Source organism: Streptomyces sp. Ru62, assembly GCF_002920615.1.
GTDB lineage: Bacteria > Actinomycetota > Actinomycetes > Streptomycetales > Streptomycetaceae > Streptomyces.
Genome location: NZ_PQSU01000015.1, coordinates 22,145 through 45,253, shown reverse-complemented (window position 1 = coordinate 45,253; position 23,109 = coordinate 22,145). Strand labels below are relative to the sequence as shown.

The window sequence follows — 23,109 nt, the reverse complement described above, 5'->3', positions numbered from 1 at the left end:
CGTCGTACTCGCGAGTCACTGATCAGACTGTGGATCCCGCTACCCACGGCACGAGGGGATACCCCGGCATGAACGGCTCGCGCATCGCCGCCATCGGTCACTACCAGCCCGCCAAGGTGCTCACCAACGACGACCTGGCGGGCATGGTCGACACCAGCGACGCGTGGATCCGCAGCCGGGTGGGCATCCGGACGCGGCACATCGCCGGCCCCGACGAACCGGTCGACGAACTGGCCGCGCACGCCGCCGCCAAGGCCCTCGCCGCGGCCGGACTCGCGCCCGCCGACATCGACCTGGTGCTGGTGGCCACGTCCACCGCGATCGACCGCTCCCCGAACACCGCCGCCCGGGTGGCCGCCCGCCTGGGCATCCCGCGGCCGGCCGCGATGGACGTCAACGTCGTCTGCGCCGGGTTCACCCACGCCCTCGCCACCGCCGACCACACGGTCCGGGCGGGCGCCGCGACCCGGGCGCTCGTCATCGGCGCCGACAAGATGTCCGACGTCACCGACTGGACCGACCGCTCCACCTGCGTCCTCGTCGGCGACGGCGCCGGGGCGGCCGTGGTGGAGGCGTGCGGACCGGGCCGCGAGCCCGGGATCGGGCCGGTGCTGTGGGGGTCGGTGCCCGAGATGGGGCACGCCGTGCGGATCGAGGGCACGCCGCCGCGGTTCGCCCAGGAGGGGCAGAGCGTCTACCGCTGGGCCACCACCCGGTTGCCGGCCATCGCCCGCCAGGCCTGCGAGAAGGCCGGGGTGGCGCCCGAGGACCTCGCCGGGGTCGTGCTGCACCAGGCCAACCTGCGGATCATCGAGCCCCTGGCCGAGAAGCTGGGCGCCGTCAACGCGGTGGTCGCCCGCGACGTCACCGAGTCCGGCAACACCTCGGCCGCCAGCATCCCGCTGGCCTTCTCCAAGTTGGCCGAACGGGGAGCGCTCAGCACGGGCGACCCGGTGCTGCTGTTCGGTTTCGGCGGCAATCTGTCGTACGCCGGTCAGGTCGTGCGGTGCCCCTAGCGGGCGCCCGTTGCCCATACGAGCCGCAGGGGGCTCAGTTGGCGTACTCGGCTGGATTGCCCCGTGCTTCCGCACGCCTGGTGCTGAATACTGTGCACCGTAGACTGTAGACGAAAGACAATTGATACTGAGCCGAAGTGAGCGTCTCAGGGTCCACGCGTCAGACCTGCTCAGGAGGGGACCGCGATGTTGTCGACCGGACTGCCGCAGGGGGCGGTGCCCAAGCTGGAACGGCCCGGCCCGCTGCGTGAGCGCGTCTACGAGGCGCTGCTGGAACTCATCACCACCCGCGCTCTGCAGCCCGGCCAGCACCTCGTGGAGAGCGAACTCGCCGGGCACCTCGGCGTCTCGCGGCAGCCCGTGCGCGAGGCCCTGCAGCGGCTGAACACCGAGGGGTGGGTCGATCTGCGGCCCGCGCAGGGCGCGTTCGTGCACGAGCCGACCGAGGAGGAGGCCGACCAGCTCCTCACGGTCCGCACCCTGCTGGAGGCGGAGGCCGCCCGGCTGGCCGCCGCACACGCGGACAGCGCCGGCATCACCGTGCTGGAGGAGCTGTGCGCCGAGGGCGAGGCGGCGGTGGCGGCCGAGGACGTGGACCGCGCGGTCGCCCTCAACGCCGCCTTCCACGCCAAGGTGATGGAGCTGGCCGGCAACACCGTCCTCGCTGGACTCGCCGCCCAGGTGGACCGGCGGGTCCGCTGGTACTACACGCCGGTGGCCCGGCAGCGCGGCCGGCAGTCGTGGCGCGAGCACCGCGAACTGATCACCGCGATCGCCGCCCGTGACGAGCAGCGCGCCACCCGGCTGATGCGCGCGCACACCGAGCACACCCGGCGCTCGTACCACGAGCGGAACGCGACCTGACCGGGTCTCCGGGCGGCCCGCCGCACGGGGCGTCCGTGAGCCGCCGCGCGGTCGCCGTGCGGTGAGGGGGTGACCGGCCCGGGCCGGGGGTGAGCCGGCACCACCCCACAGGGAACGCCCCGGCCGACGCCGAGTTCCCCCTCCCCGACGAGCCGGTCGGGGAGGGGGAACACCGGTCGAGCCCGGCGGTCAGGTGGCCGGGTGCGGCTTCGCGGCCGGTACCGGCTCGCCGCCGGCGGTGCGGCCCGGCTGGCGCAGCAGGAGTGCGAGCGCCGCCGCCACCATCGAGACACCGCCGGCCAGCGCGTAGGCGCCGTTGTAGCCCCAGGCGCCGACCACCATCGAGCCGAGGCCGCCGCCGAACAGGCCGCTGACCAGCTTCCCGCTGTACACGAGGCCGTAGTTGGTGGCGTTGTAGTTCTCGCCGAAGTAGTCCGGGGTCAGCGCGGCGAACATCGGGTAGAACGCGCCGCCGCCGAAGCCGGAGAGGAAGGCGAAGAACAGGAACAGCCACTCGCTCCTGACGTCACCGGCCCAGATGACGCCGAACTGGGCGAGTCCGAGGACGACGATGACGAAGACCAGCGTCGTCTTGCGCCCCCAGTGGTCCGACAGCCAGCCCACGACACCGCGGCCGATGCCGTTGATGACCGCCATCACGCCCATCGAGGACGCCGCGACCAGCGGGCCGAAGCCCACCTCCTTGGCGAAGTCGACCTGGAAGGAGATCCCGAAGATCGACACGCCGGCGGTCATCACGATGGAGATCCACATCAGGGGCAGCATCCCGGTGCGGATGGCCTCCTTGGGTGTGAACTGCCGTACGGCGGGCGGGTTCTTCGCCAGCGACCGGGCGTTCTTGCTGTCGCCGGAGAAGGAGAGCGGGTCGATGTCCGCCGGCCACCAGTTCTTCGGCGGGTCCTTGAAGAAGAACGCCGAGGCGAACACGACGATCATCACGTAGACGCCGATGAGGTCCAGGACCCGGTGGTAGTTCTCCGTGTCGAAGGCGTAGTTGAAGATGAAGATGAACGGCAGCGAGCCGTACGCGAAGCCGCCGTTGACGAAGCCCGTGCGGGCGCCGCGCCGTTCGGGGAACCATTTGCCGACCATGTTGATGCAGGTCGCGTACACCAGCCCGGCGCCGATGCCGCCGACCACGCCGAAGCCGAGGATCGCCAGCCACACGTCGTCCAGGTGCGACAGGGCCAGGAACCCGACCAGGCACAGGCCGGAGCCCGCGTACATCGCACGGCGGGCGGTCAGGACGCCCTTCTCGCGCAGCCAGCCCGCCGGGAAGGCGATGCCGGCCTGGAAGAACACCCAGACGCTGAGGATCCAGAAGGTGTTGGACTGGGTCCAGCCGTGCGCGTGCGAGAGGGTGTCCTCCGCGGAGCCGTACGCGTACTCGAAGACGCTGATCGCCATCATGGCGATCCACGGCAGGTAGACCATGAGCTTGCGGGAGTGGCCGAGGATGTCCCGGTCGGTCTCGCCCACGCGGTAGACGCGGCCGTTCGAGTCGGTCACCTCGCGATAGGGACGTGGTGCGGCGTGCAGGTCGGCCGAGAGTGGATCTGCCGTCATGCTTATGCCATCTCCTCACCGAGGGGGTGCGGGTTGGGGACGATGCGCCGGGCCTTCGGCCTGCCCGGGGCCTTCAGGAAGAGCGCCAGCACCGCGGAGGCCAGCCCGACGGAGCCCGCGAGGACGAACGCGCCGTGGTAGTCCCACGCGTCGACGACGACCGCGCCCAGGCCCGAACCGACGAGCCCGGAGACGAGCTTGGAGCTGTAGACCATCCCGTAGTTGGAGGCGTTGTTGTTCTCGCCGAAGTAGTCCGCCGTCATGGCCGCGAACAGCGGGAAGATCGCCCCGCCGCCGAAACCGGAGACCATGGAGCACAGCAGGAAGAACGGCATGCTGCCCATCTGGCCGGACACCAGCACACCGAACTGCGCCGAGCCGAGCACGACGCACACGATGATCAGCGTATGGCGACGCCCGTAGCGGTCGGATATCCAGCCGATGACCCCGCGCCCGGTGCCGTTGACGATGGCCTTCAGGGACATCGCCGTCGCCACGATCCCGCCCGCGAAGCCCATGTCCTTGCCGAACGGCACCTGGAAGGCGATGCCGAAGATATTGATCCCGGCCGTGCACAGCAGACAGAACCACATCATCCACAGAACAGGGGTACGGGCCGCCTCCTTCGGGGTGTACTGCTTCACCGCCGGCGGGTTCTTCTCCAGCGCCCGCCGGATCTTCGGGTCGTGGGTCACCATGAGCGGGTCGACGTGCGCGGGCCACCAGTTCTTCGGCGGGTCCTTGAAGAACCAGCCGGCCGACGCCACCACCAGGCACAGTCCGATGCCGACCGTGACCAGCACGTTCCGGTAGTTGCCCAGGTCCATGTACGACGTGAACAGGAACACGAACGGCACCGAGCCGTAGGCGAAGCCGCCGTTGACGAAGCCGGTCTTGCCGCCCTTGCGCTCCGGATACCACTTGCCGACCATGTTCACGCAGGTCGCGTAGACCAGGCCGGCGCCGATGCCACTGCACATGCCGAAGCCGAGGTAGGCGACGGCGACATGCGGCGCGTACGCCAGTGACAGATAGCCCAGCAGCGTGCCGACCGCGCCGAGCAGCATCGCCGTACGGGCGGGCAGCCGGCCGCTCTCCCGCAGCTGCCCCGCCGGGAAGGCCACGGCCGCCTGGAAGAACACCCAGACGCCCATCAGCCAGAAGATGTGCCCGTTGCTCCACAGATGCGCCTCGTGGAGCGTGTCCTCCGCCGACGTGAACGCGTACTCGGCGGAGCTGATGCCCATCATGCCCACCCAGGGCAGGACGACCATCCAGGTGCGCCTGCGGCCCATGATGTCGATGTCGGACTCGCCGACCCGGTACACGCGCCCGTTCCGGTCCGTCACTTCGCGGTACGGCACGGACGTCGAGTAGTCGGTCGTTCTCATCGCTCACCCCTTGCGTCGAAAGTTCTGGCCAGCGCCCCCTGTCCCATGCCTTTCGTGCGCAGACGGGTCCCGGGGCCGGCCGGCGCGCACCGCGGGCCGGCCCCGTTCCGCTCAGCTCATGAACCGCCCCCCAACGTTCCCGCCGCCCGCGCCCACCGGTACTTCGCGCCGAGCACCGCCACCGGCTTCTCGGTCGTGTACGGATACGCCACGACCCCCCGCTCGAACAGGTACTGGCAGGCCTCCTCGACCTCGACGTCACCGGCGAGCGACGCCACGACCGGCTTCTCGACACCCCGCTCCCGGAACTCGGCGACCACCCGCGCGGTGAGTTCGGCGAACACCATCGGCGGGGTGACGATCGTGTGCCAGTAGCCGAGCACCAGGGCGTGGATGCGCGGATCCTCCAGACCCAGCCGGATCGTCGCCTCGTACGTCGACGGCGGCTCGCCCCCGGTGATGTCCACCGGGTTGCCGGCCGCGCCGAACGGCGGGATGAACCGGCGGAACGCCTCGTCCAGGTCGGGCGGGATCTCCATCAGGGACAGCCCGTTGTCCGTCACCGCGTCCGAGAGCAGCACACCGCTGCCGCCCGCGCCGGTGATGATCACGACGTTGTCGCCCCGCGGGGTGGGCAGCACCGGCAACGCGCGCGCGTACTCCAGCATGTCGTTCAGGCCCGGCGCCCGGATGACGCCGGCCTGGCGGAGGATGTCGTCGTACACCGCGTCGTCGCCCGCGAGCGCGCCGGTGTGCGAACCGGCCGCCTTGGCGCCCGCCGCCGTACGGCCCGCCTTCAGCACCACGACCGGCTTCTTCGGCACGGTCGCGCGGGCCGCCTCCACGAACGCCCGCCCGTCCTTGAGGTCTTCGAGGTGCATCGCGATGCACTCGGTGTGCGGGTCCTCGCCGAACCAGGTCAGCAGGTCGTCCTCGTCCAGGTCCGACTTGTTGCCGAGGCCGACGATCGCCGACACACCCGTCTTCGTGGTGCGGGCGAAACCGAGGATGGCCATGCCGATGCCACCGGACTGCGAGGTCAGCGCCACCCCGCCCTTGACGTCGTACGGCGTGCAGAACGTGGCGCACAGGTCCTGCCAGGTGGAGTAGTAGCCGTAGATGTTCGGGCCGAGGAGGCGGACGCCGTGCCGCTCGGCGATCGCCACGATCTCCGCCTGGAGCTCGTGCTCGCCGGTCTCCGCGAAGCCGGAGGGGATCAGGACGGCGTTGGGGACGCCCTTGCGCCCCACCTCCTCCAGGGCCGCGGCGACGAACCGTGCGGGGATGGCGAAGACGGCCACGTCCACCTCGCCGGGCACGTCCGTGACGCTCTTGTACGCCTTGCGGCCCAGGATGTCGTCGGCCTTGGGGTTCACCGGGTGGATGTCCCCGGCGAAGCCGCCGTCGACCAGGTTGCGCATCACCGAGTTCCCGATCTTGCCGGGCTCGTTGGAGGCGCCGATCACGGCGACGGAGGAGGGCTGCATCAGCCGCCGCATGGACGCGAGGATCTCCTCGCGCGAGTACCTCCTGCGCGCTGCCGGCTGCCGCTCGGCGAGGAGGATCCGGATGTCGGCGGCGACCGCTCCCGTCGCCGTCGCGATCACCGGGTTGAGGTCCACCTCGGCGATCTCCGGGAAGTCCGCGACGAGTTGGGACACCCGCCGGATCTGCTCGGCCACCGCCCACCGGTCCACCCCGGCCTGGCCGCGGACGCCGCGCAGGATCTCCGCCGACCGGATGGAGTCGAGCATCGACAGCGCCTCGTCGGCGGAGACCGGCGCGAGACGGAACGTGACGTCCTTCAGCACCTCCACCAGCACGCCGCCGAGCCCGAACGCCACCACCTTCCCGAAGGTCGGATCGGTGACCGCCCCGACGATGACCTCCTGGCCCGCCGGCAGCAACTCCTGCACCAGCACGCCCTCGATCCGGGCCCCGGCGTCGTAGGCACGCGCGTTCTCCACGATCCGGTGGAACGCGGCGCGTACGCTGGCCGCGCCCTCCACCCCGACGACGACCCCGCCGGCCTCGGTCTTGTGCAGGATGTCCGGCGAGACGATCTTCATCACCACCGGCCCGCCGAGACGCGCCGCCGCGGCCACCGCCTCGTCCACGTCCGTCGCCAGCTCCTCGCCCGGTACGGCGATCCCGTACGCCTCGGCGACCACCCGGCCCTCGGGCGCGGTCAGCGCTGTACGGCCCTCGGCCCGCACCGACTCCAGCAGGGACCGCACCCGCAGTACCCGGTCCTCGGCCATCACGTCAGATCACCCCGTTCGACTTCAGCAGGCGCAGTTCCTCGTCGCCGAGGCCCAGTTCGCCGACGTAGACCTCTTCGTTGTGCTCGCCGAGGAGGGGGGAGCCGGTCACCTCCACGGGGGAGTCGGAGAGCTTGAGCGGGCTGCCGACGGTCACGAACTCGCCGCGCTCGGGGTGCGGGACGCGGACCACCATCTCGTTGGCGGCGAGCGAGGCGTCCTCGATGATCTCCTTGGTGGACAGGATCGGGCCGCACGGGATGTTGTGCGCGTTCAGCCGCTCCAGCACCTCCCACTTGGGGAGCGTCGCCGACCACTCCTCGATCAGCTGGAACATCTTGTTCAGCTTCGGCAGCCGGGCCTCCGGGGTCGCCCACTCGGGGTCCTCGGCGAGTTCGGGCCGGCCGATGAGTTCGGTGATCGGCTTCCAGCCGACGGGCTGGACGATGACGTACACGTAGTCGTTCGGGCCGCCCGGCGCGCACCGGACCGCCCAGCCCGGCTGACCGCCGCCGGACGCGTTCCCCGAGCGGGGGACCTCCTCGCCGAAGTCCTCGTTGGGGTACTCGGCGAGCGGCCCGTGCGCCAGGCGCTGCTGGTCCCGCAGCTTCACCCGGCACAGGTTGAGCACCGCGTGCTGCATGGCCACGTTGACCCGCTGCCCGCGCCCGGTCCGCTCGCGCTGGAACAGCGCCGCGAGAATGCCCGCCACGGCGTGCACACCCGTCCCCGAGTCCCCGATCTGCGCCCCCGTCGCCAGCGGCGGCCCGTCCTCGAAACCGGTGGTGGACATCGACCCGCCCATGGCCTGCGCGACGACCTCGTACGCCTTGAAGTTGGTGTACGGGCCGTCCCCGAACCCCTTGATGGAGGCGTAGACGATCCGTGGGTTGATCTCCTTGATGCGGTCCCAGGTGAACCCCATCCGGTCGACCGCGCCCGGCCCGAAGTTCTCGACCATGACGTCCGAGCGCCGGATCAGCTCGGTGAGGATCTGCTTGCCGCGCTCGGTCTTGGTGTTCAGCGTGATGCTCCGCTTGTTGCAGTTGAGCATCGTGAAGTACAGGGAGTCGACGTCCGGCAGGTCCCGCAGCTGCTTGCGGGTGATGTCGCCGCTCGGTGCCTCCAGCTTGACGACGTCGGCGCCGAGCCAGGCGAGGAGCTGGGTGGCGGACGGCCCGGACTGGACGTGGGTCATGTCCAGGACGCGGATGCCGGTCAGGGCCTTGGTGGGCGTTCCAGTCATGCGGGCCACCTCACTTGTACATGGTCTGGTTCATGGTTCCGGGGGCGTACGCGTCCGGGTCGACCCAGACGTTGATCAGCGACGGCTTGCCGGACTCGCGGGCCCGGCGCAGGGCGGGGCCGATGTCGGCGGGGTCGCGGACCTCCTCGCCGTGGCCGCCGAGGATCTGCGCGAACTTGTCGTACGGGACGTCGCCGAGGGTGTTGCCGACCCGTTCGCGGTCCTTGCCGTACTTGGCGGCCTGCCCGTAGCGGATCTGGTTCATCGAGGAGTTGTTGCCGACGATCCCGACGAACGGCAGGTCGTAGCGGACCAGGGTCTCGAAGTCCCAGCCGGTGAGGGAGAAGGCGCCGTCCCCGAAGAGGGCGACCACCTCCTTGTCGGGGCGGGCCTGCTTGGCGGCGAGCACGAAGGGGATGCCGACGCCGAGGGTGCCGAGGGGGCCCGGGTCCATCCAGTGGCCGGGCGACTTGGGCTGGACGACCTGTCCGGAGAAGGTGACGATGTCGCCGCCGTCGCCGATGTAGACCGAGTCCTCGGTCAGGAAGTCGTTGATCTCGCTGACCAGCCGGTACGGGTGGATCGGGGAGGCGTCGGACCGCAGCTGCGGCAGCCGCTTCTCGATCGCCGTCTGCTCGGCCGCGCGCAGTTCGTCCAGCCACTCCTTGCGCCGGGCCGCACCGCCGTTCAGCCGCCCGGAGGCGGCCTCCGTCACCGACTTCAGCACCAGGCCGGCGTCGCCGACGATGCCGAGCCCGATGTCGCGGTTCTTGCCGACGGTGCGGTAGTCGAGGTCGATCTGCACGACCGTGGCAGTGGGGGAGAGGCGTTTGCCGTAGCCCATGCGGAAGTCGAACGGCGTGCCGACGATGACGATGACGTCGGCGTTGGAGAAGGCGTACCGGCGGGAGAGCTGGAAGTGGTGCGGGTCGCCCGGCGGGAGCGTGCCGCGTCCGGCGCCGTTCATGTACGCCGGGACGTTCAGGGTGCGCACCAGCTCGATCGCGGCCTCGGTGCCCCGGGTCGTCCACACCTGGCTGCCCAGCAGGATCGCCGGCTTCTCGGCGTGGACGAGCAGGTCGGCGAGCTTCTCGATGGCCTCCGGGTCACCGGCCGAGCGGGTCGAGGCCCGGTAGGCGCCGGGCCGCGGCACCCGGGCCTTGGCGACCGGCACCTTCGCGTCGAGGACGTCCCGGGGGATCTCCAGGAAGGAGGGGCCGGGTGCGCCGTGGTAGCACTCGCGGAAGGCCATCGACACCATGTCCGCCGCGCGGGCCGTGTCCGGCACCGCCGCCGCGAACTTGGTGATCGGCGTCATCATGTCGACGTGCGGCAGGTCCTGGAGGGACCCCATCTTGTGCTGGGTGAGCGCGCCCTGACCACCGATCAGCAGCATCGGGGACTCGGCGCGGAAGGCGTTGGCGACCCCGGTGACGGCGTCGGTCGTCCCGGGCCCCGCGGTGACCACCGCGCAGCCCGGCTTGCCGGTGATACGGGCGTAGCCGTCGGCGGCGTGCGCGGCGACCTGCTCGTGGCGGACGTCGACGACTTCTATTCCCTCGTCCACGCAGCCGTCGTAGATGTCGATGATGTGGCCGCCGCACAGGGTGTAGATGCGGTCGACGCCTTCGGCCTTCAGCGCCTTGGCAACGAGATGGCCACCGGAGATCACGTCCTGGGTGTCGTCGGGCATGGCGAAGTCCCGTCCCTTTCGTAGGAGTTTGTGCGGCTCGCGGGGCAGGGGGTGCGTACAGCGGACGTACGGCGATGCAGCGATACGTACAGCGGCAGGCTGTATGCAGTAGATTGCATACAGTCGACGAATACTGTATGAAGCTTGTTATCCCGCATCCAGTGGGTGGTGTCCAGGGGGCGTACACAGTTTTCGGTCATCGGTGTCCGGGCGAATCCAGTCACCGGAGCACGCGCGATGATCCCCGCAGACAGGAGCCGGCATGGACCTGTACGAACACCAGGCACGACAGCTCTTCCAGGACCACGGCATCCCGGTGCCGCGGGCCGAGATCACCCAGTCACCCAAGGAGGCGCGGGAGATCGCCCGGCGGCTCGGCGGCCGGGCCGTGGTCAAGGCACAGGTGAAGACGGGCGGGCGCGGCAAGGCGGGCGGAGTCCGGCTCGTCGCCGACCCGGGCGCCGCCGAACTGACGGCCCGGCAGATCCTCGGCAGGGACATCAACGGCCATCGGGTCCGCACCCTGATGCTGGCCGAACCGGTCGACATCGCCGAGGAGTTCTACGTCTCCTACGTCCTGGACCGCGCGGCCGGCGGCTTCCTCGCCATCGCGTCCGCGCGGGGCGGGGTGGACATCGAGGAGGTGGCGGCGAACCACCCGCAGGCCGTGGCCCGCATCCCGGTCGACCGGGCCGAGGGCGTCACCTCCGCCAAGGCCGGCGAGATCGCGAGCGCCGCCGGGCTGCCGCCGCGGACCGCCGACGTCCTCGTCCGGCTGTGGCAGGTGCTGGTCGCCGAGGACGCCCTGCTCGTCGAGGTCAACCCGCTGGTGCGCGCCGCCCAGGGGCACATCCTCGCCCTCGACGGCAAGGTCACCCTGGACGACAACGCCCGCTTCCGGCAGACCCGTTGGGGCGCCGAGGACGCGGAGGACCGGGACCCGCTGGAGACCGAGGCGGCCACCCGCGGGATCAACTACGTCAAGCTCGACGGCGAGGTCGGGATCATCGGCAACGGCGCCGGCCTGGTCATGTCGACCCTGGACGTGGTCGCCGGCTGCGGCGCCCGCCCCGCCGACTTCCTCGACATCGGCGGCGGGGCCTCGGCGGAGGTCATGGCCGACGCGCTCTCCGTGGTGCTCGCCGACCCCGCCGTGCGGAGCGTCCTCGTCAACGTCTTCGGCGGGATCACCGCCTGCGACACCGTCGCCGACGGCATCCTGGCGGCCGTCGACCGCCTCCGGCCCACCAAGCCGCTCGTCGTGCGCCTCGACGGCAACAACGCCGCGCGCGGCCGGGCGATCCTCGACGCACGCGCCCATCCGCTGGTCGAACAGGTCGCCACCATGGACGGCGCCGCCCGCCGGGCCGCCGAACTCGCCCACACCGCCTGAGGAGCCCGGACATGGCCATCCACCTCACCACGGAGAGCAAGATCCTCGTCCAGGGCATGACCGGCGCCGAGGGCATGAAGCACACCCGGCGCATGCTGGCGGCCGGCACGAACGTCGTCGGCGGGGTCAACCCGCGCAAGGCCGGCCGTACCGTCGACGTCGACGGGCACCCGCTGCCCGTCTTCGGCTCGGTCGCCGACGGCATGCGCGCGACCGGCGCCGACGTCAGCGTCGTCTTCGTGCCGCCCGCCTTCGCCAAGGCGGCCGTGACCGAGGCCGCCGACGCCCGGATCCCGCTGGCCGTCGTCATCACCGAGGGCATCCCGGTCCACGACACCGTCGCCTTCACCGCGTACGCGCGGCAGCGGGGCACGCGGATCATCGGACCCAACTGCCCCGGCCTGATCTCCCCGGGTCAGTCGAACGCGGGCATCATCCCCGCCGACATCACCAAGCCCGGCCGTATCGGCCTGGTCTCCAAATCGGGCACCCTGACCTACCAGCTCATGTACGAGCTGCGCGACACCGGCTTCTCCACCTGCGTCGGCATCGGCGGTGACCCCGTCGTCGGCACCAGTCACATCGACTGCCTGGCCGCGTTCCAGGACGACCCCGACACCGAACTGATCGTCCTGATCGGGGAGATCGGCGGCGACGCGGAGGAACGGGCCGCCGCCTACATCCGCGACCACGTCACCAAGCCCGTCGTCGGCTACATCGCCGGGTTCACCGCGCCCGAGGGCCGCACCATGGGCCACGCCGGCGCCATCGTCTCCGGCTCCACCGGCACCGCCCGCGCCAAGCAGGAGGCCCTGGAGGCGGCCGGGGTACGGGTGGGCCGCACCCCCACGGAGACGGCCCGGGTGGTGCTGGAGGTGTTGCGGCAGGGCTGAGCCGAGGCGCGTGCTTCCCGCACCGCCGCCTCCCGAGAGAAGCGGCAGGTACCTCCCCCACCCTCCATCACCGCCGAGCGAGAGCGGAGACCACGCATGGCACCCACCCTCACCCCGCAGCCCCCGCCCCCTCCTCCCGTCGCACTCCTCAAACCCGGCACCTCCTACGCCGACGCCTGGCAGCGCTGTCTCACGGTCGCCCCCGAGGCCTTCCGGGAGCAGGGCGCCGGCAATCTGTGGGCCGGTGTCTGGCGCCCCGACGGCCGGACACTGCCCGCGACCACCCCGGTCGACGGCACCCCCATCGCCGGCGCGCCCCGCCTGGACGGCGACACCGCCCACCAGGCCGTACGCGCCGCCCTTGACCAGCACCGCGCCTGGCGGCACATCCCGCTGCCCGAACGGCGGGCCCGCGTCGCCGCCACCCTGGACGCGCTCGCCGAGCACCGCGAACTGCTCGCGCTGCTGCTCGTCTGGGAGATCGGCAAGCCCTGGCGGCTGGCGCTCGCGGACGTGGACCGGGCGATCGACGGCGTGCGCTGGTACGTCGACGGGATCGAACCGATGCTCACGGGCCGGACCCCGCTGGACGGGCCCGTGTCGAACATCGCCAGCTGGAACTACCCGATGAGCGTGCTCGTGCACGCCGCTCTCGTGCAGGCGCTGGCCGGCAACGCGGTCATCGCCAAGACCCCGACCGACGGCGGTGTGGCGTGCCTCACCCTCGCCGCGGCGCTGGCCGCCCGCGAGGGGGTGCCGCTGACCCTGGTCGGCGGCAGCGGGCGCGAGCTGAACCAGGCGCTGGTGCGGGCGCCGGAGATCGGCTGCGTCTCCTTCGTCGGGGGCCGCGACACCGGGGCGGCCGTCGCCACCGACGTCGCCGACCGGGGCAAACGGCACATCCTGGAACAGGAGGGCCTGAACACCTGGGGTATCTGGGGCTTCTCCGACTGGGCGGCGCTCACCGCCGTCGTCCCCCGGCTCTTCGACTACGGCAAACAGCGCTGCACCGCCTACCCGCGCTTCGTCGTCCAGCGCTCCCTCTTCGACGCGTTCCTCGCCGCCTACCTGCCGGCGGTCCGGGCCGTCCGCGTGGGCCACCCGCTCGCCGTGGCGGACCCGGCCGATCCGCTCCCCGAGCTGGACTTCGGACCACTGATCAACGCGGCCAAGGCCAAGGAGCTGACCGACCAGGTGGCCGAGGCCGTCGACCGGGGTGCCGTACCGCTGTACCGGGGCCGGCCGGACGAGGCGCGCTTCCTGCCGGGCCAGGACACCTCCGCCTACGTCCACCCGGTCACCCTGCTCGGTCCGCCGCCGTCCTCGCCGCTGCACCACGCCGAGCCCTTCGGACCGGTCGACACGATCGTCCTCGTCGACACCGAGGCCGAGCTGCTGGCCGCGATGAACGCGTCCAACGGCGCGCTGGTGGCCACGCTCGCCACCGACGACCGGGCCGTCTACGACCGGCTCGCCCCGCAGATCCGCGCCTTCAAGACCGGGCACGGCGTCCCGCGCTCCCGCGGCGACCGGGACGAGCTGTTCGGCGGCTTCGGCGCGTCCTGGCGCGGCGCGTTCGTCGGCGGTGAGCTCCTGGTCCGGGCGGTGACGCGGGGCCCGGCGGGGGAGCGGTTGCCCGGGAACTTCCCGGAGTACCAGCTCATGCCCTGACTCTCACCCTCGGCACACGGGACCTCGCGGACTGTATACCGTTGGCAATCCCGCGTCCTGCCTCGCCCGGCGGACGGATACGCAGGTGAAACGCACCCCGAAACCTTGGTATTGTTGTCCCTGTCGCCGCGCGGAACACACCCCGCAAGGCGGCAGACACCTGGTCCGGGTGGCGGAATGGCAGACGCGCTAGCTTGAGGTGCTAGTGCCCTTTATCGGGCGTGGGGGTTCAAGTCCCCCCTCGGACACTCGCTGTGACGACACGGTGGCGAGGGCCTCGACCTGAGGGTCGTGGTCCTCGCTTTCTGTGTACCTGCCGCGCGGTGTCCGGCACCGCCGGCCGGCGGACGGGTTCAGCTCCCGGCGCAGTAGCTCATCAGCGTGTCGTGGTTGGCCTTGAACTGGTCGTAGATCGCCGGGTTGTCGATCTTCAGCAGTGTTTCGTCGTTGGCCCGCAGCGCCGAGTAGGTGTAGTTGTGGCTGCCGGTCCACACCAGCTTGCGGTTGGCGACCCCGTCGTACGTTCCCTGGATCAGCAGGTACTTGGAGTGCACCCCGATCTTGTAGGTGCCGTCGGGGCTGTTCTCGTAGCACTCCACCCGCTTGGTCAGCTTGCCGTAGAGGGTGTCCGTCACGGCCTGGCTCATGGAACCCGGTGCGCCGTCGGCCGCCAGGTAGACCGAGCACCCCGAGTTCACCAGACTGACCAGTTTCTGGGCGACCTCGTCGCGGCTGAAGAGGTTCATGCCCACGCGGATTTGGGTGCCTCCGGAACAACTGACGTTGTCCAGGACCAGTTTGACGGTGTCGGTGCTCGCGTCGTTGTTCCACGACGTGCCGGACGCCTCGTGGCGGGGGAAGAAGTACGCCTTGTACGGGCCGGTGCTGCTGATCGGCGTCTTGTAGTAGTCGGAGGAGCCCGACGAGGAGGAGCCGTAGGACAGCAGGTCCGAGAAGTACGACTGGTAGATGCCGTACAGGCCGGAGTCCGGGATCGTCACGGCGTTGTTGAAGTAGGTGGTGCGCTGTGAGGTGGTCATGTTGTGCGAGGTCTGCACCACCACGTTGCTCGCGCCGCCCACGTTGGAGAACAGCCAGAACTTGTTGTGGTTGATCGCGGGATCGCCGGAGGTGAGCTCCCGGTCTCCGATGCAGCCGCGCGCGCTGGGGCAGGCCATCACCCACGACGGCTGGGTGCGGTCGGTGCCCAGGCCGTCGGCGAGGGTGGTGTACTCGCCTCCGCTCATGGTGACGGTGGTGTGGTCCACGATGAGGCGGACCTTGACGCCTCGCGCCTTCGCGTTGACGAGCGCCTGGGCGGCCGTGTCGTCGGTGAACGTGTAGGCCGCGGCCGTGATCGACTCCCCGGCCGGGGTGGCGTTGATCAGGCTGACGATGTGGTCGCGGATCCGGTTCTGGTCGGCGGTGGTGCCTGACGGGTCGTTGAAGACGGCCGAGGTGGTGACCGTGACGGCGGCGTGGGCCGGGCTGGAGACAATCAGGACGGTCGCGGGGAGCAGGACGGCTGCCAGAACCGTCCTCCACATCTTCGTCAGTCGACGCACAACGATCCCTTCGCATGACGGGTCGGATCTGAGCGTATGTCAGGAGCCTGCGCCAGGTTGCCCGTTCACTCCTGTCCGTGGCAACAGTCCGCACGTGAGCTCCGCCCTGGGCGTGTACGGCGCTCCCGGCGCGGCCGGCGCGGTGAAGGACTCCGCACACCGCCTTCCGCGCGCCCTTCCGTGCGGCCTTCCATGCGCCTTTCAGCACGGCCCAACTGTTCTGTCGAATCCCTTGACGATCGCCTCTCCGGCCGGTTAACTCACGTCCTAAATTAAGTCATGAGTGCAATCCCTGAAGGGACCCGGGAGCCATGCGCAGGATCCGAGCCGCGGCCGTAGGCGCCGTCACCCTGTCTCTCGCCCTCGCGGCCACGGCCTGCGGAGGCGGATCGTCCACCGACGGCGGGTCGAACGACTCACCCAAGACGCTGACGTACTGGGCCTCCAACCAGGGCGCCAGTGTCGCCGTGGACAAGAAGGTGCTCCAGCCCGAGCTCGACAAGTTCGAGAAGCAGACCGGCATCAAGGTGAAGCTGGAGGTCGTGCCCTGGTCGGATCTGCTCAACCGGATCCTGACCGCGACCACCTCCGGCCAGGGCCCGGACGTGCTGAACATCGGCAACAGCTGGAGCGCCTCCCTGCAGGCGACCGGCGGACTTCTGTCGTGGGACGAGAAGAACTTCGCCAGGATAGGCGGCAAGGAGCGGTTCTCCGAGACCGCGCTCGGCTCGACCGGCGTCCAGGGCAAGGACCCGGCCGCCATACCCCTGTACTCGATGGCGTACGCCCTCTACTACAACAAGAAGATCTTCGCCGACGCCGGGATCAGCAAGCCTCCGGCCACCTGGGACGAGCTGGTCGCGGACGGCAAGAAGATCAGGGCCAAGGGCAAGTCCGTGCTCGGCGCCGAGGGTTCGAACGTCTCGGAGAACATCCACCACGTCTTCGTGTTCGCCAAGCAGCACGGGGCCGACTTCTTCACCGCCGACGGCAAGCCCGACTTCACCAACCCCAAGGTGGTCGAGGCGGTGAAGAGCTACGTCGACCTGATGGCCGAGGACAAGGTCATTCCGGCCGGCGACGCCGAGTACGCGCAGAACCAGTCCGTCAGCGACTTCGCCAAGGGCAAGCAGGCGATGCTGCTGTGGCAGTCCGCCGCCGCCAACCTCAAGTCCCAGGGAATGAGCGAGGACGCCTACGGCGTCGCGCCGGTGCCGGTCATCTCCGGGACGCCCGGCCCCGGCACCCAGGTCAACTCGGCGTTCATGGGCATCAACATCGCCGTCTTCAAGAACACCCACAACCTCGACGGCGCCACGAAGTTCGTGAAGTTCATGACCTCCGACGCCGAGCAGAAGGTCCTCAACACGGCCTACAGCTCCATCCCGCCGGTCAGGACCGCCCAGGACGACCCGGCGTTCAACACGCCGGCCACCGCGGTGCTGAAGGACACCCTTGCCAAGAGCGCGGCCGTGCTGCCGCAGGTGCCGTCCGAGTCGCAGTTCGAGACGGTGGTCGGTACGGCCGTCAAGGAGCTGTTCGCCGACGCCGCCGCCGGACGCGCCGTGACCACCGACTCGGTCAAGGCGAAGCTGGAGAAGGCCCAGCAGCAGATGCCGGCGGCCTGACCACGATGACGACCACCGCACTGAAGGAACCGGTGCGCGAGACGTCCCCCGGTGCGGCGCGCGAACCCCGCCGCCGCACCGGGCGGATCAGACGCGTCTCCCTGCCGTACCTGCTCCTGCTGCCCGCCCTGCTCCTCGAACTCCTCGTCCACCTGGTGCCGATGGCGATCGGCATCGTGATGAGCTTCAAGGAGCTCACCCAGTTCTACATCCGCGACTGGGGCACCGCCCCCTGGAACGGCTTCGACAACTACAAGGTGTCGGTGGACTTCGACGCCCCCGTCGGCAAGGCGCTGCTCCAGTCCTTCGGCATCACCGTCGGCTTCACCCTGCTGTCGGTCGGCCTGTGCTGGCTGATCGGCACGGCCGCCGCCGTCTACATGCAGGGCACCTTCCGGGGACGCGGCCTGCTGCGCGCCCTGTTCCTGGTGCCGTACGCGCTGCCCGTCTACGCGGCCGTCATCACCTGGGTGTTCATGTTCCAGCACGACAACGGCCTGGTGAACCACGTGCTGCACGACCAGCTCCACCTCACCGACAAGCCGTCCTTCTGGCTCATCGGGGACAACAGCTTCTACGCCCTGCTCACCGTGTCCGTGTGGAAGGGCTGGCCGTTCGCGTTCCTCATCGTGACGGCCGGGCTGCAGAACATCCCCCGGGAGCTGTACGAGGCCGCCGCGCTGGACGGCGCCGGGATGTGGCAGCAGATCCGCCGCATCACCCTGCCGTCACTGCGCCCGGTCAACCAGGTGCTGATCCTGGTGCTGTTCCTGTGGACGTTCAACGACTTCAACACGCCCTACGTGCTGTTCGGCAAGGCCGCTCCCGAGGCCGCCGACCTCATCTCGGTGCACATCTACCAGTCCTCCTTCGTCGCCTGGAACTTCGGCACCGGCTCGGCCATGTCCGTTCTGCTGCTGCTCTTCCTGCTCGTCGTGACGGGCGGATACCTGCTGCTGACCTCGCGCGGACGGAGGGCCTCCGATGCATGACCCGTCGCTCACGGCGCCACGCAACTCGCCCATGGCGCCCCCGCGTTCGTTCCTGTGGTCGCGCCGGGTGTTCCTCACTCTGCTCGCCGGGTTCGTGCTGGTCCCGGTGTACGTGATGATCTCCAGCTCGCTGAAGCCGCTCGCCGACGTCACCGGCAAGTTCCGCTGGCTGCCCAGCGAGCTGACCATCCGGCCGTACATCGACATCTGGTCGACCGTGCCGCTCGCGAAGTACTTCATGAACTCGCTGATCGTCGCGGGCGCGGCGACCGTCTGCTCGGTGGTCATCGCCGTGTTCGCGGCCTACGCCGTCAGCCGCTACGACTTCCGCGGCAAGCGCGTCTTCACGGTCACCGTGCTGTCCACGCAGATGCTCCCGGGCATCCTCTTCCTGCTCCCGCTCTTCCTGATCTACGTCAACATCGGCAACGCGACCGGCATCGCCCTGTTCGGCTCCCGCGGCGGGCTGGTCCTGACGTACCTCACCTTCTCGCTTCCGTTCTCCATCTGGATGCTGATCGGCTACTTCGACTCGGTGCCGCGCGACCTGGACGAGGCGGCGCTGGTGGACGGCTGCGGACCGATCGGCGCGCTGTTCCGGATCGTCGTACCGGCCGCGATCCCGGGCATCGTCGCGGTGGCCGTGTACGCCTTCATGACCGCCTGGGGAGAGGTGCTCTTCGCCTCGGTCATGACCAACGACACCACCCGCACCCTCGCCGTCGGCCTCCAGGGCTACTCCACGCTCTACGACGTGTACTGGAACCAGATCATGGCCGCCTCGCTGGTCGTCAGTGTGCCCGTGGTGGCCGGCTTCCTGCTGTTGCAGCGCTATCTCGTCGCGGGTCTGACGGCGGGCGCCGTCAAGTGACCCACACCCCTGATCCCGAAGGGACTTCCGTGTCCGAACCCATCGACCTCGCCGCCCTCCCGCACGACTTCCTGTGGGGCACGGCCACAGCGGCGTACCAGATCGAGGGGGCCGTCGCCGAGGACGGCCGTTCGCCCTCGATCTGGGACACCTTCTCCCACACCCCGGGGAAGATCGCGAACGGTGACAACGGCGACGTCGCCTGCGACCACTACCACCGCTGGCGCGAGGACATCGGGCTGATGCGGCAACTCGGCGTCAATGCCTACCGGTTGTCCGTGGCCTGGCCGCGGGTGGTCCCAGGGGGCACCGGTGCGGTGAATCCCAAGGGGCTGGCCTTCTACGACGAGTTGGTGGACGCACTGCTGGAGGCGGGCATCACCCCGTCCGTCACGCTCTACCACTGGGACCTGCCGCAGGTGCTCCAGGACCGCGGCGGTTGGCCGGAGCGGGACACCGCCCTGGCGTTCGCCGAGTACGCCTCCGTCGTCGCCGAGCGCCTCGGCGACCGGGTCACGCTCTGGGCCACCCTCAACGAGCCGTCCTGCTCGGCCTGGATCGGCCATCTCGAAGGCACGATGGCGCCGGGCTGGACCGACCTCACCGCCGCCGTCCGCGCCTCCTGCCACCTGCTCCTCGGCCACGGTCTCGCCACCCAGGCGATCCGCGCCGCCGCCCCCGGCGCCCAGGTCGGCATCGTCAACAACCTCTCCACCGTGCACCCGGTCACCGACCGACCCGAGGACCTGGCGGCGGCCCGCCGGCACGACGGCCATGTCAACCGCTGGTGGCTCGACCCGGTGCACGGCCGCGGCTTCCCCGCCGACATGGTGGAGACCTACGGGGTCGAACTCCCGGTGGACGACACCGACCTGGCCACCATCGCCGCCCCGCTCGACTGGCTCGGCCTGAACTACTACTTCCCGGCGTACGTCGCCGACGACCCCGAGGGGCCCGCTCCGTACGTCCGTTCCGTCCGTCGCGAGGGCGTCCCGCGCACCGGCATGGACTGGGAGATCGACGCGTCCGGCATCGAGACACTGCTGCTGAGGCTCACCGAGGAGTACGGCGCCCGGAAGATCTACGTCACCGAGAACGGCTCCGCCTTCCCGGACGTGGTCCGCCCCGACGGCAGCGTCGACGACCCCGAGCGCCAGGACTACCTGGAGCGCCATCTCGCCGCCTGCGCCTCGGCCGCCCGCAAGGGCGCCCCGCTGGCCGGCTACTTCGCCTGGTCGCTGCTGGACAACTTCGAGTGGGCGTACGGCTACGACAAGCGGTTCGGCCTGGTCCACGTCGACTACCGCACCCAGGTCCGCACGATCAAGGGCACCGGCCGCCGGTACGCGGACATCGTCCGCGTCCACCGCGGCCAGACACGCCGGGCCGCCTGAGCCCGGCCCGGACGGCCGGTGGACACGGCTGGGGAGTGCGTGTCCACCGGCCCGCCCAGCACACCTCCCATGGCTGTCATGTACGCGACATAGATCAGGAAGCGCACCTCCACCCCACAAGGAGAGCCGCATGCCCAGCCGCATCCCCCGCACCCTGCTCGCCGCCCTGGCCACCACGGCCCTGCTGTGCTCCGGCCCGCTCCTGGCCGGGCCCGCCGCCGCGGCCCCCGCCGCCGTGAGCTGGGACACCGACCGAGCGGCCACCGCCTACGCGGTGAACCCCGCGGCCGTCACCGCCTCCGGCAGCGAGAACGCCGGCACCGCGCCCGGCCTCGCCTTCGACGGCAACGGCGCCACCCGCTGGTCCAGCGACTTCGCCGACGACGCCTGGATCCGCGTCGACCTCGGCTCGGTGATCCGCGTCGACCGCGTCGTACTCGACTGGGAGGCCGCCTACGGCAAGCGCTACGTGCTGGAGGCGTCCCGGAACGGCACCGACTGGACGCCCTTCTACACCGAGACGGCGGGCACCGGCGGCTCGGTCACCGCGCACACCTACCCCCAGGAGGTCACCGGCCGCTACGTCCGCCTGCGCGGCCTCGAACGCGCCACGCCGTACGGCTACTCGCTGTGGAACTTCAAGGTCTACGGCGGCGAACCGGCGCCCGCGTCGACCACCCGCACCAACCTCGCCCTGAACCACCCCGCGTCCTCCAACTTGTACCAGCACGCAGGGAACTCGCCCGCGTTCGTCACCGACGGCGGCTGGCCCGCCAACCTCAAGGACGACGCGACCCGCTGGTCCAGCGACTGGAACGCGGACCGCTGGGTCTCGGTGGACCTGGGCGCCCCGTCCGTCATCTCCTCCGTCGACCTCTACTGGGAGGCGGCCTACGCCGTCGACTACCAGCTCCAGGTCTCCGACGACAACCGCACCTGGCGCACGGTGTACCAGCCCTCCGCCGCCGACGTGGCCGCCCGCCGCGCCAACGTGAAGTCCCCGGCCGAGGCCGTGGGCCTGCACGACACCGTCACCCTCCCCGCACCGGTCACCGGCCGCTACGTCCGCATGCTCGGCAAGGAGCGCCGCTCCTTCTACAACCCGGCCCCCGCCACCGCCCAGTTCGGCTACTCGCTGTACGAGTTCCAGGTCTGGGGCACCGGCGGCAGCGCCTCCGCCGCCTATCCGGCCCTGCCCGCCGACCAGCCGGGCACCTACCGCACCACCTTCTTCGACGACTTCACGGGCGCCTCGCTCGACCGCTCCAAGTGGCGGGTGGTTCGCACCGGCACCGAGATGGGCCCGGTCAACGGCGAGTCGCAGGCGTACGTCGACTCCCCGGACAACGTCCGCACCGAGAACGGGGAGTTGATCCTCCGGGCGAAGTACTGCAAGGGCTGCACCCGCGCGGGCGGCGGCACCTACGACTTCACCTCCGGCCGCGTCGACACCAACACCCACGTCGACTTCACCTACGGCAGGGTCAGCGCCCGGATGAAGCTGCCCGTCGGCGACGGGTTCTGGCCGGCGTTCTGGCTGCTCGGCAGCAACGTGGACGACCCCTCCGTCTCCTGGCCGGCCTCCGGCGAGACCGACATCATGGAGAACATCGGCTACCCCGACTGGACCAGCACGGCCCTGCACGGCCCCGGCTACTCGGCCGACGGCAACATCGGCGCCCGCCAGACGTACCCGGGCGGCGGCACGGCCGACCAGTGGCACACCTACGCGGTCGAGTGGACCCCGACGGCGATGCGGTTCTTCGTCGACGACCGCCTGGTCCAGGAGACGACCCGCAACAAGCTGGAGTCCACCCGGGGCCAGTGGGTCTACGACCACAACCAGTACGTCATCCTGAACCTCGCCCTCGGCGGCGCCTACCCGGCCGGCTGGAACAAGGTCACCACCCCCTACTGGGGCCTGCCGCAGTCCAGCGTGGACCGGATCGCGGGCGGGGGAGTGCAGGCGGAGGTGGACTGGGTGCGGGTGGAGCAGAAGGGCTGACGATGGACTGAGGCATCCTGGGACGAGGAGCCGTGAAGAACCGAGGGGCCGGCGATGGATCTGGTGCTCGACCCGCCGCGCGGAGTGGCGCCGATCATGCTGGGCATGACGCTCGACGAGGCGCTCGCCACGGTCCCCGACCGGGACGAGCCCCGTGTGCTGCGACGCCCGAGCCGGAACTCGGCCAAGGCGTACTGGACCCTCGACCACGTCGGCGTACATGCCCTGGTCGAGGGCGGCGCCCACGTCACCGCGATCGAGCTGTGGTGGCCCGGCGAGGGCCGCACCTCCAGCACGCGCGTCCTGCTCCACGGGGACGAGGTCTTCACCACCCCCGCCGTGGACCTCCTCCGTCGTGCCGCGGGCCGGGGCTGGACGGTCGACACGTCGCAGCCGGAGTACCCGGTGATCCCCGGCGTGTCGCTCGGCTTCACCCGGCAGACCTCACAGGAGGTCGAGCGGAACGCCGGCGGTCTCCCGAAGTACGTCACCTCCGTCCTGGTGGGCGGCGAGGACTACTACGACCACCGGTACGGGCAGCGGTGTTGATCCAGCCGACCGACGCGAGCGCTTGCTGGGTCGGTTTCACCCGCCCGCCTCCGCCGGGAACCGGATCGGATCGCCGGACCAGGTCTCGTG

17 protein-coding genes and 1 tRNA gene are annotated in these 23,109 nt (G+C 70.4%); 12 read left to right on the top strand and 6 right to left on the bottom strand.

Going from position 1 to position 23,109, the window contains the following annotated elements; genetic code table 11:
- Window positions 1-68: 68 nt before the first annotated feature.
- Together C3492_RS21255 and C3492_RS21250 are read left to right on the top strand one after the other, a co-directional pair.
- Window positions 69-1,016, top strand: a complete 948-nt coding sequence (locus tag C3492_RS21255; RefSeq protein ID WP_103813343.1) for a beta-ketoacyl-ACP synthase III — start codon at window positions 69-71, stop codon at window positions 1,014-1,016.
- Between the two features lie 186 nt (window positions 1,017-1,202).
- Window positions 1,203-1,880 carry a GntR family transcriptional regulator gene (locus C3492_RS21250; protein WP_103813342.1) on the top strand — a complete coding sequence of 226 codons (678 nt, stop codon included), beginning with the start codon at window positions 1,203-1,205 and terminating at the stop codon, window positions 1,878-1,880.
- Between the two features lie 189 nt (window positions 1,881-2,069).
- Here the strand turns inward: C3492_RS21250 and C3492_RS21245 are convergent, their stop codons facing one another.
- The 5 genes from C3492_RS21245 to C3492_RS21225 all read right to left on the bottom strand — a co-directional run bounded on the left by C3492_RS21245 (window position 2,070) and on the right by C3492_RS21225 (window position 10,058).
- Entirely contained in the window at window positions 2,070-3,467 is a 1,398-nt protein-coding gene (locus C3492_RS21245) for an OFA family MFS transporter (RefSeq protein WP_181140477.1), read from the bottom strand.
- Window positions 3,468-3,469: 2 nt separating this feature from the next.
- Window positions 3,470-4,858 (bottom strand): OFA family MFS transporter, encoded by a 1,389-nt coding sequence (locus C3492_RS21240; protein WP_103813341.1) that lies wholly within the window; start codon window positions 4,856-4,858, stop codon window positions 3,470-3,472.
- 116 nt (window positions 4,859-4,974) lie between these two features.
- Window positions 4,975-7,119 (bottom strand): acetate--CoA ligase family protein, encoded by a 2,145-nt coding sequence (locus C3492_RS21235; RefSeq protein ID WP_103813492.1) that lies wholly within the window; start codon window positions 7,117-7,119, stop codon window positions 4,975-4,977.
- 4 nt (window positions 7,120-7,123) lie between these two features.
- On the bottom strand, window positions 7,124-8,365 hold the full coding sequence (frc, locus tag C3492_RS21230; protein WP_103813491.1) for a formyl-CoA transferase: 1,242 nt from the start codon (window positions 8,363-8,365) through the stop codon (window positions 7,124-7,126).
- Window positions 8,366-8,375: 10 nt separating this feature from the next.
- Window positions 8,376-10,058 (bottom strand): thiamine pyrophosphate-binding protein, encoded by a 1,683-nt coding sequence (locus tag C3492_RS21225; RefSeq protein WP_103813340.1) that lies wholly within the window; start codon window positions 10,056-10,058, stop codon window positions 8,376-8,378.
- A 262-nt stretch (window positions 10,059-10,320) separates the two neighbouring features.
- Between C3492_RS21225 and sucC the strand changes: the two genes are divergently transcribed.
- From sucC to C3492_RS21205, 4 genes are all read left to right on the top strand, one after another.
- Complete coding sequence (sucC, locus tag C3492_RS21220; RefSeq protein WP_103813339.1) at window positions 10,321-11,451, top strand: ADP-forming succinate--CoA ligase subunit beta; 1,131 nt, start codon at window positions 10,321-10,323, stop codon at window positions 11,449-11,451.
- 11 nt (window positions 11,452-11,462) lie between these two features.
- Window positions 11,463-12,344: a succinate--CoA ligase subunit alpha gene (gene sucD / locus C3492_RS21215; protein ID WP_103813338.1), complete on the top strand. Its 882-nt coding sequence runs from the start codon at window positions 11,463-11,465 to the stop codon at window positions 12,342-12,344.
- A gap of 96 nt (window positions 12,345-12,440) precedes the next feature.
- Window positions 12,441-14,015, top strand: a complete 1,575-nt coding sequence (locus C3492_RS21210; RefSeq protein ID WP_103813337.1) for an aldehyde dehydrogenase family protein — start codon at window positions 12,441-12,443, stop codon at window positions 14,013-14,015.
- Between the two features lie 163 nt (window positions 14,016-14,178).
- Window positions 14,179-14,263 (top strand) — tRNA-Leu (locus C3492_RS21205).
- A 105-nt stretch (window positions 14,264-14,368) separates the two neighbouring features.
- Here the strand turns inward: C3492_RS21205 and C3492_RS21200 are convergent.
- A complete protein-coding gene (locus C3492_RS21200; RefSeq protein WP_258055800.1) occupies window positions 14,369-15,562 on the bottom strand; it encodes a phospholipase D-like domain-containing protein in 1,194 nt (397 codons plus the stop codon).
- Window positions 15,563-15,891: 329 nt separating this feature from the next.
- On the opposite strand from C3492_RS21200, the gene C3492_RS21195 reads away from it, so the two are divergent.
- The 6 genes from C3492_RS21195 (at window position 15,892) to C3492_RS21170 (ending at window position 23,019) form a co-directional block, all read left to right on the top strand.
- Window positions 15,892-17,208: a sugar ABC transporter substrate-binding protein gene (locus C3492_RS21195; protein ID WP_103813335.1), complete on the top strand. Its 1,317-nt coding sequence runs from the start codon at window positions 15,892-15,894 to the stop codon at window positions 17,206-17,208.
- A gap of 5 nt (window positions 17,209-17,213) precedes the next feature.
- Window positions 17,214-18,200, top strand: coding sequence for a carbohydrate ABC transporter permease (locus C3492_RS21190; protein WP_103813334.1), 987 nt, complete (start codon window positions 17,214-17,216; stop codon window positions 18,198-18,200).
- A 31-nt stretch (window positions 18,201-18,231) separates the two neighbouring features.
- Complete coding sequence (locus tag C3492_RS21185; RefSeq protein ID WP_103813333.1) at window positions 18,232-19,071, top strand: carbohydrate ABC transporter permease; 840 nt, start codon at window positions 18,232-18,234, stop codon at window positions 19,069-19,071.
- Between the two features lie 29 nt (window positions 19,072-19,100).
- The gene (locus C3492_RS21180; RefSeq protein ID WP_103813332.1) at window positions 19,101-20,465 is read left to right on the top strand and encodes a GH1 family beta-glucosidase; all 1,365 of its coding nucleotides are present in this window, start codon (window positions 19,101-19,103) and stop codon (window positions 20,463-20,465) included.
- A 130-nt stretch (window positions 20,466-20,595) separates the two neighbouring features.
- The gene (locus tag C3492_RS21175; RefSeq protein WP_103813331.1) at window positions 20,596-22,470 is read left to right on the top strand and encodes a discoidin domain-containing protein; all 1,875 of its coding nucleotides are present in this window, start codon (window positions 20,596-20,598) and stop codon (window positions 22,468-22,470) included.
- 54 nt (window positions 22,471-22,524) lie between these two features.
- A complete protein-coding gene (locus C3492_RS21170; RefSeq protein ID WP_103813330.1) occupies window positions 22,525-23,019 on the top strand; it encodes a hypothetical protein in 495 nt (164 codons plus the stop codon).
- The last annotated feature ends 90 nt before the right edge of the window (window positions 23,020-23,109 follow it).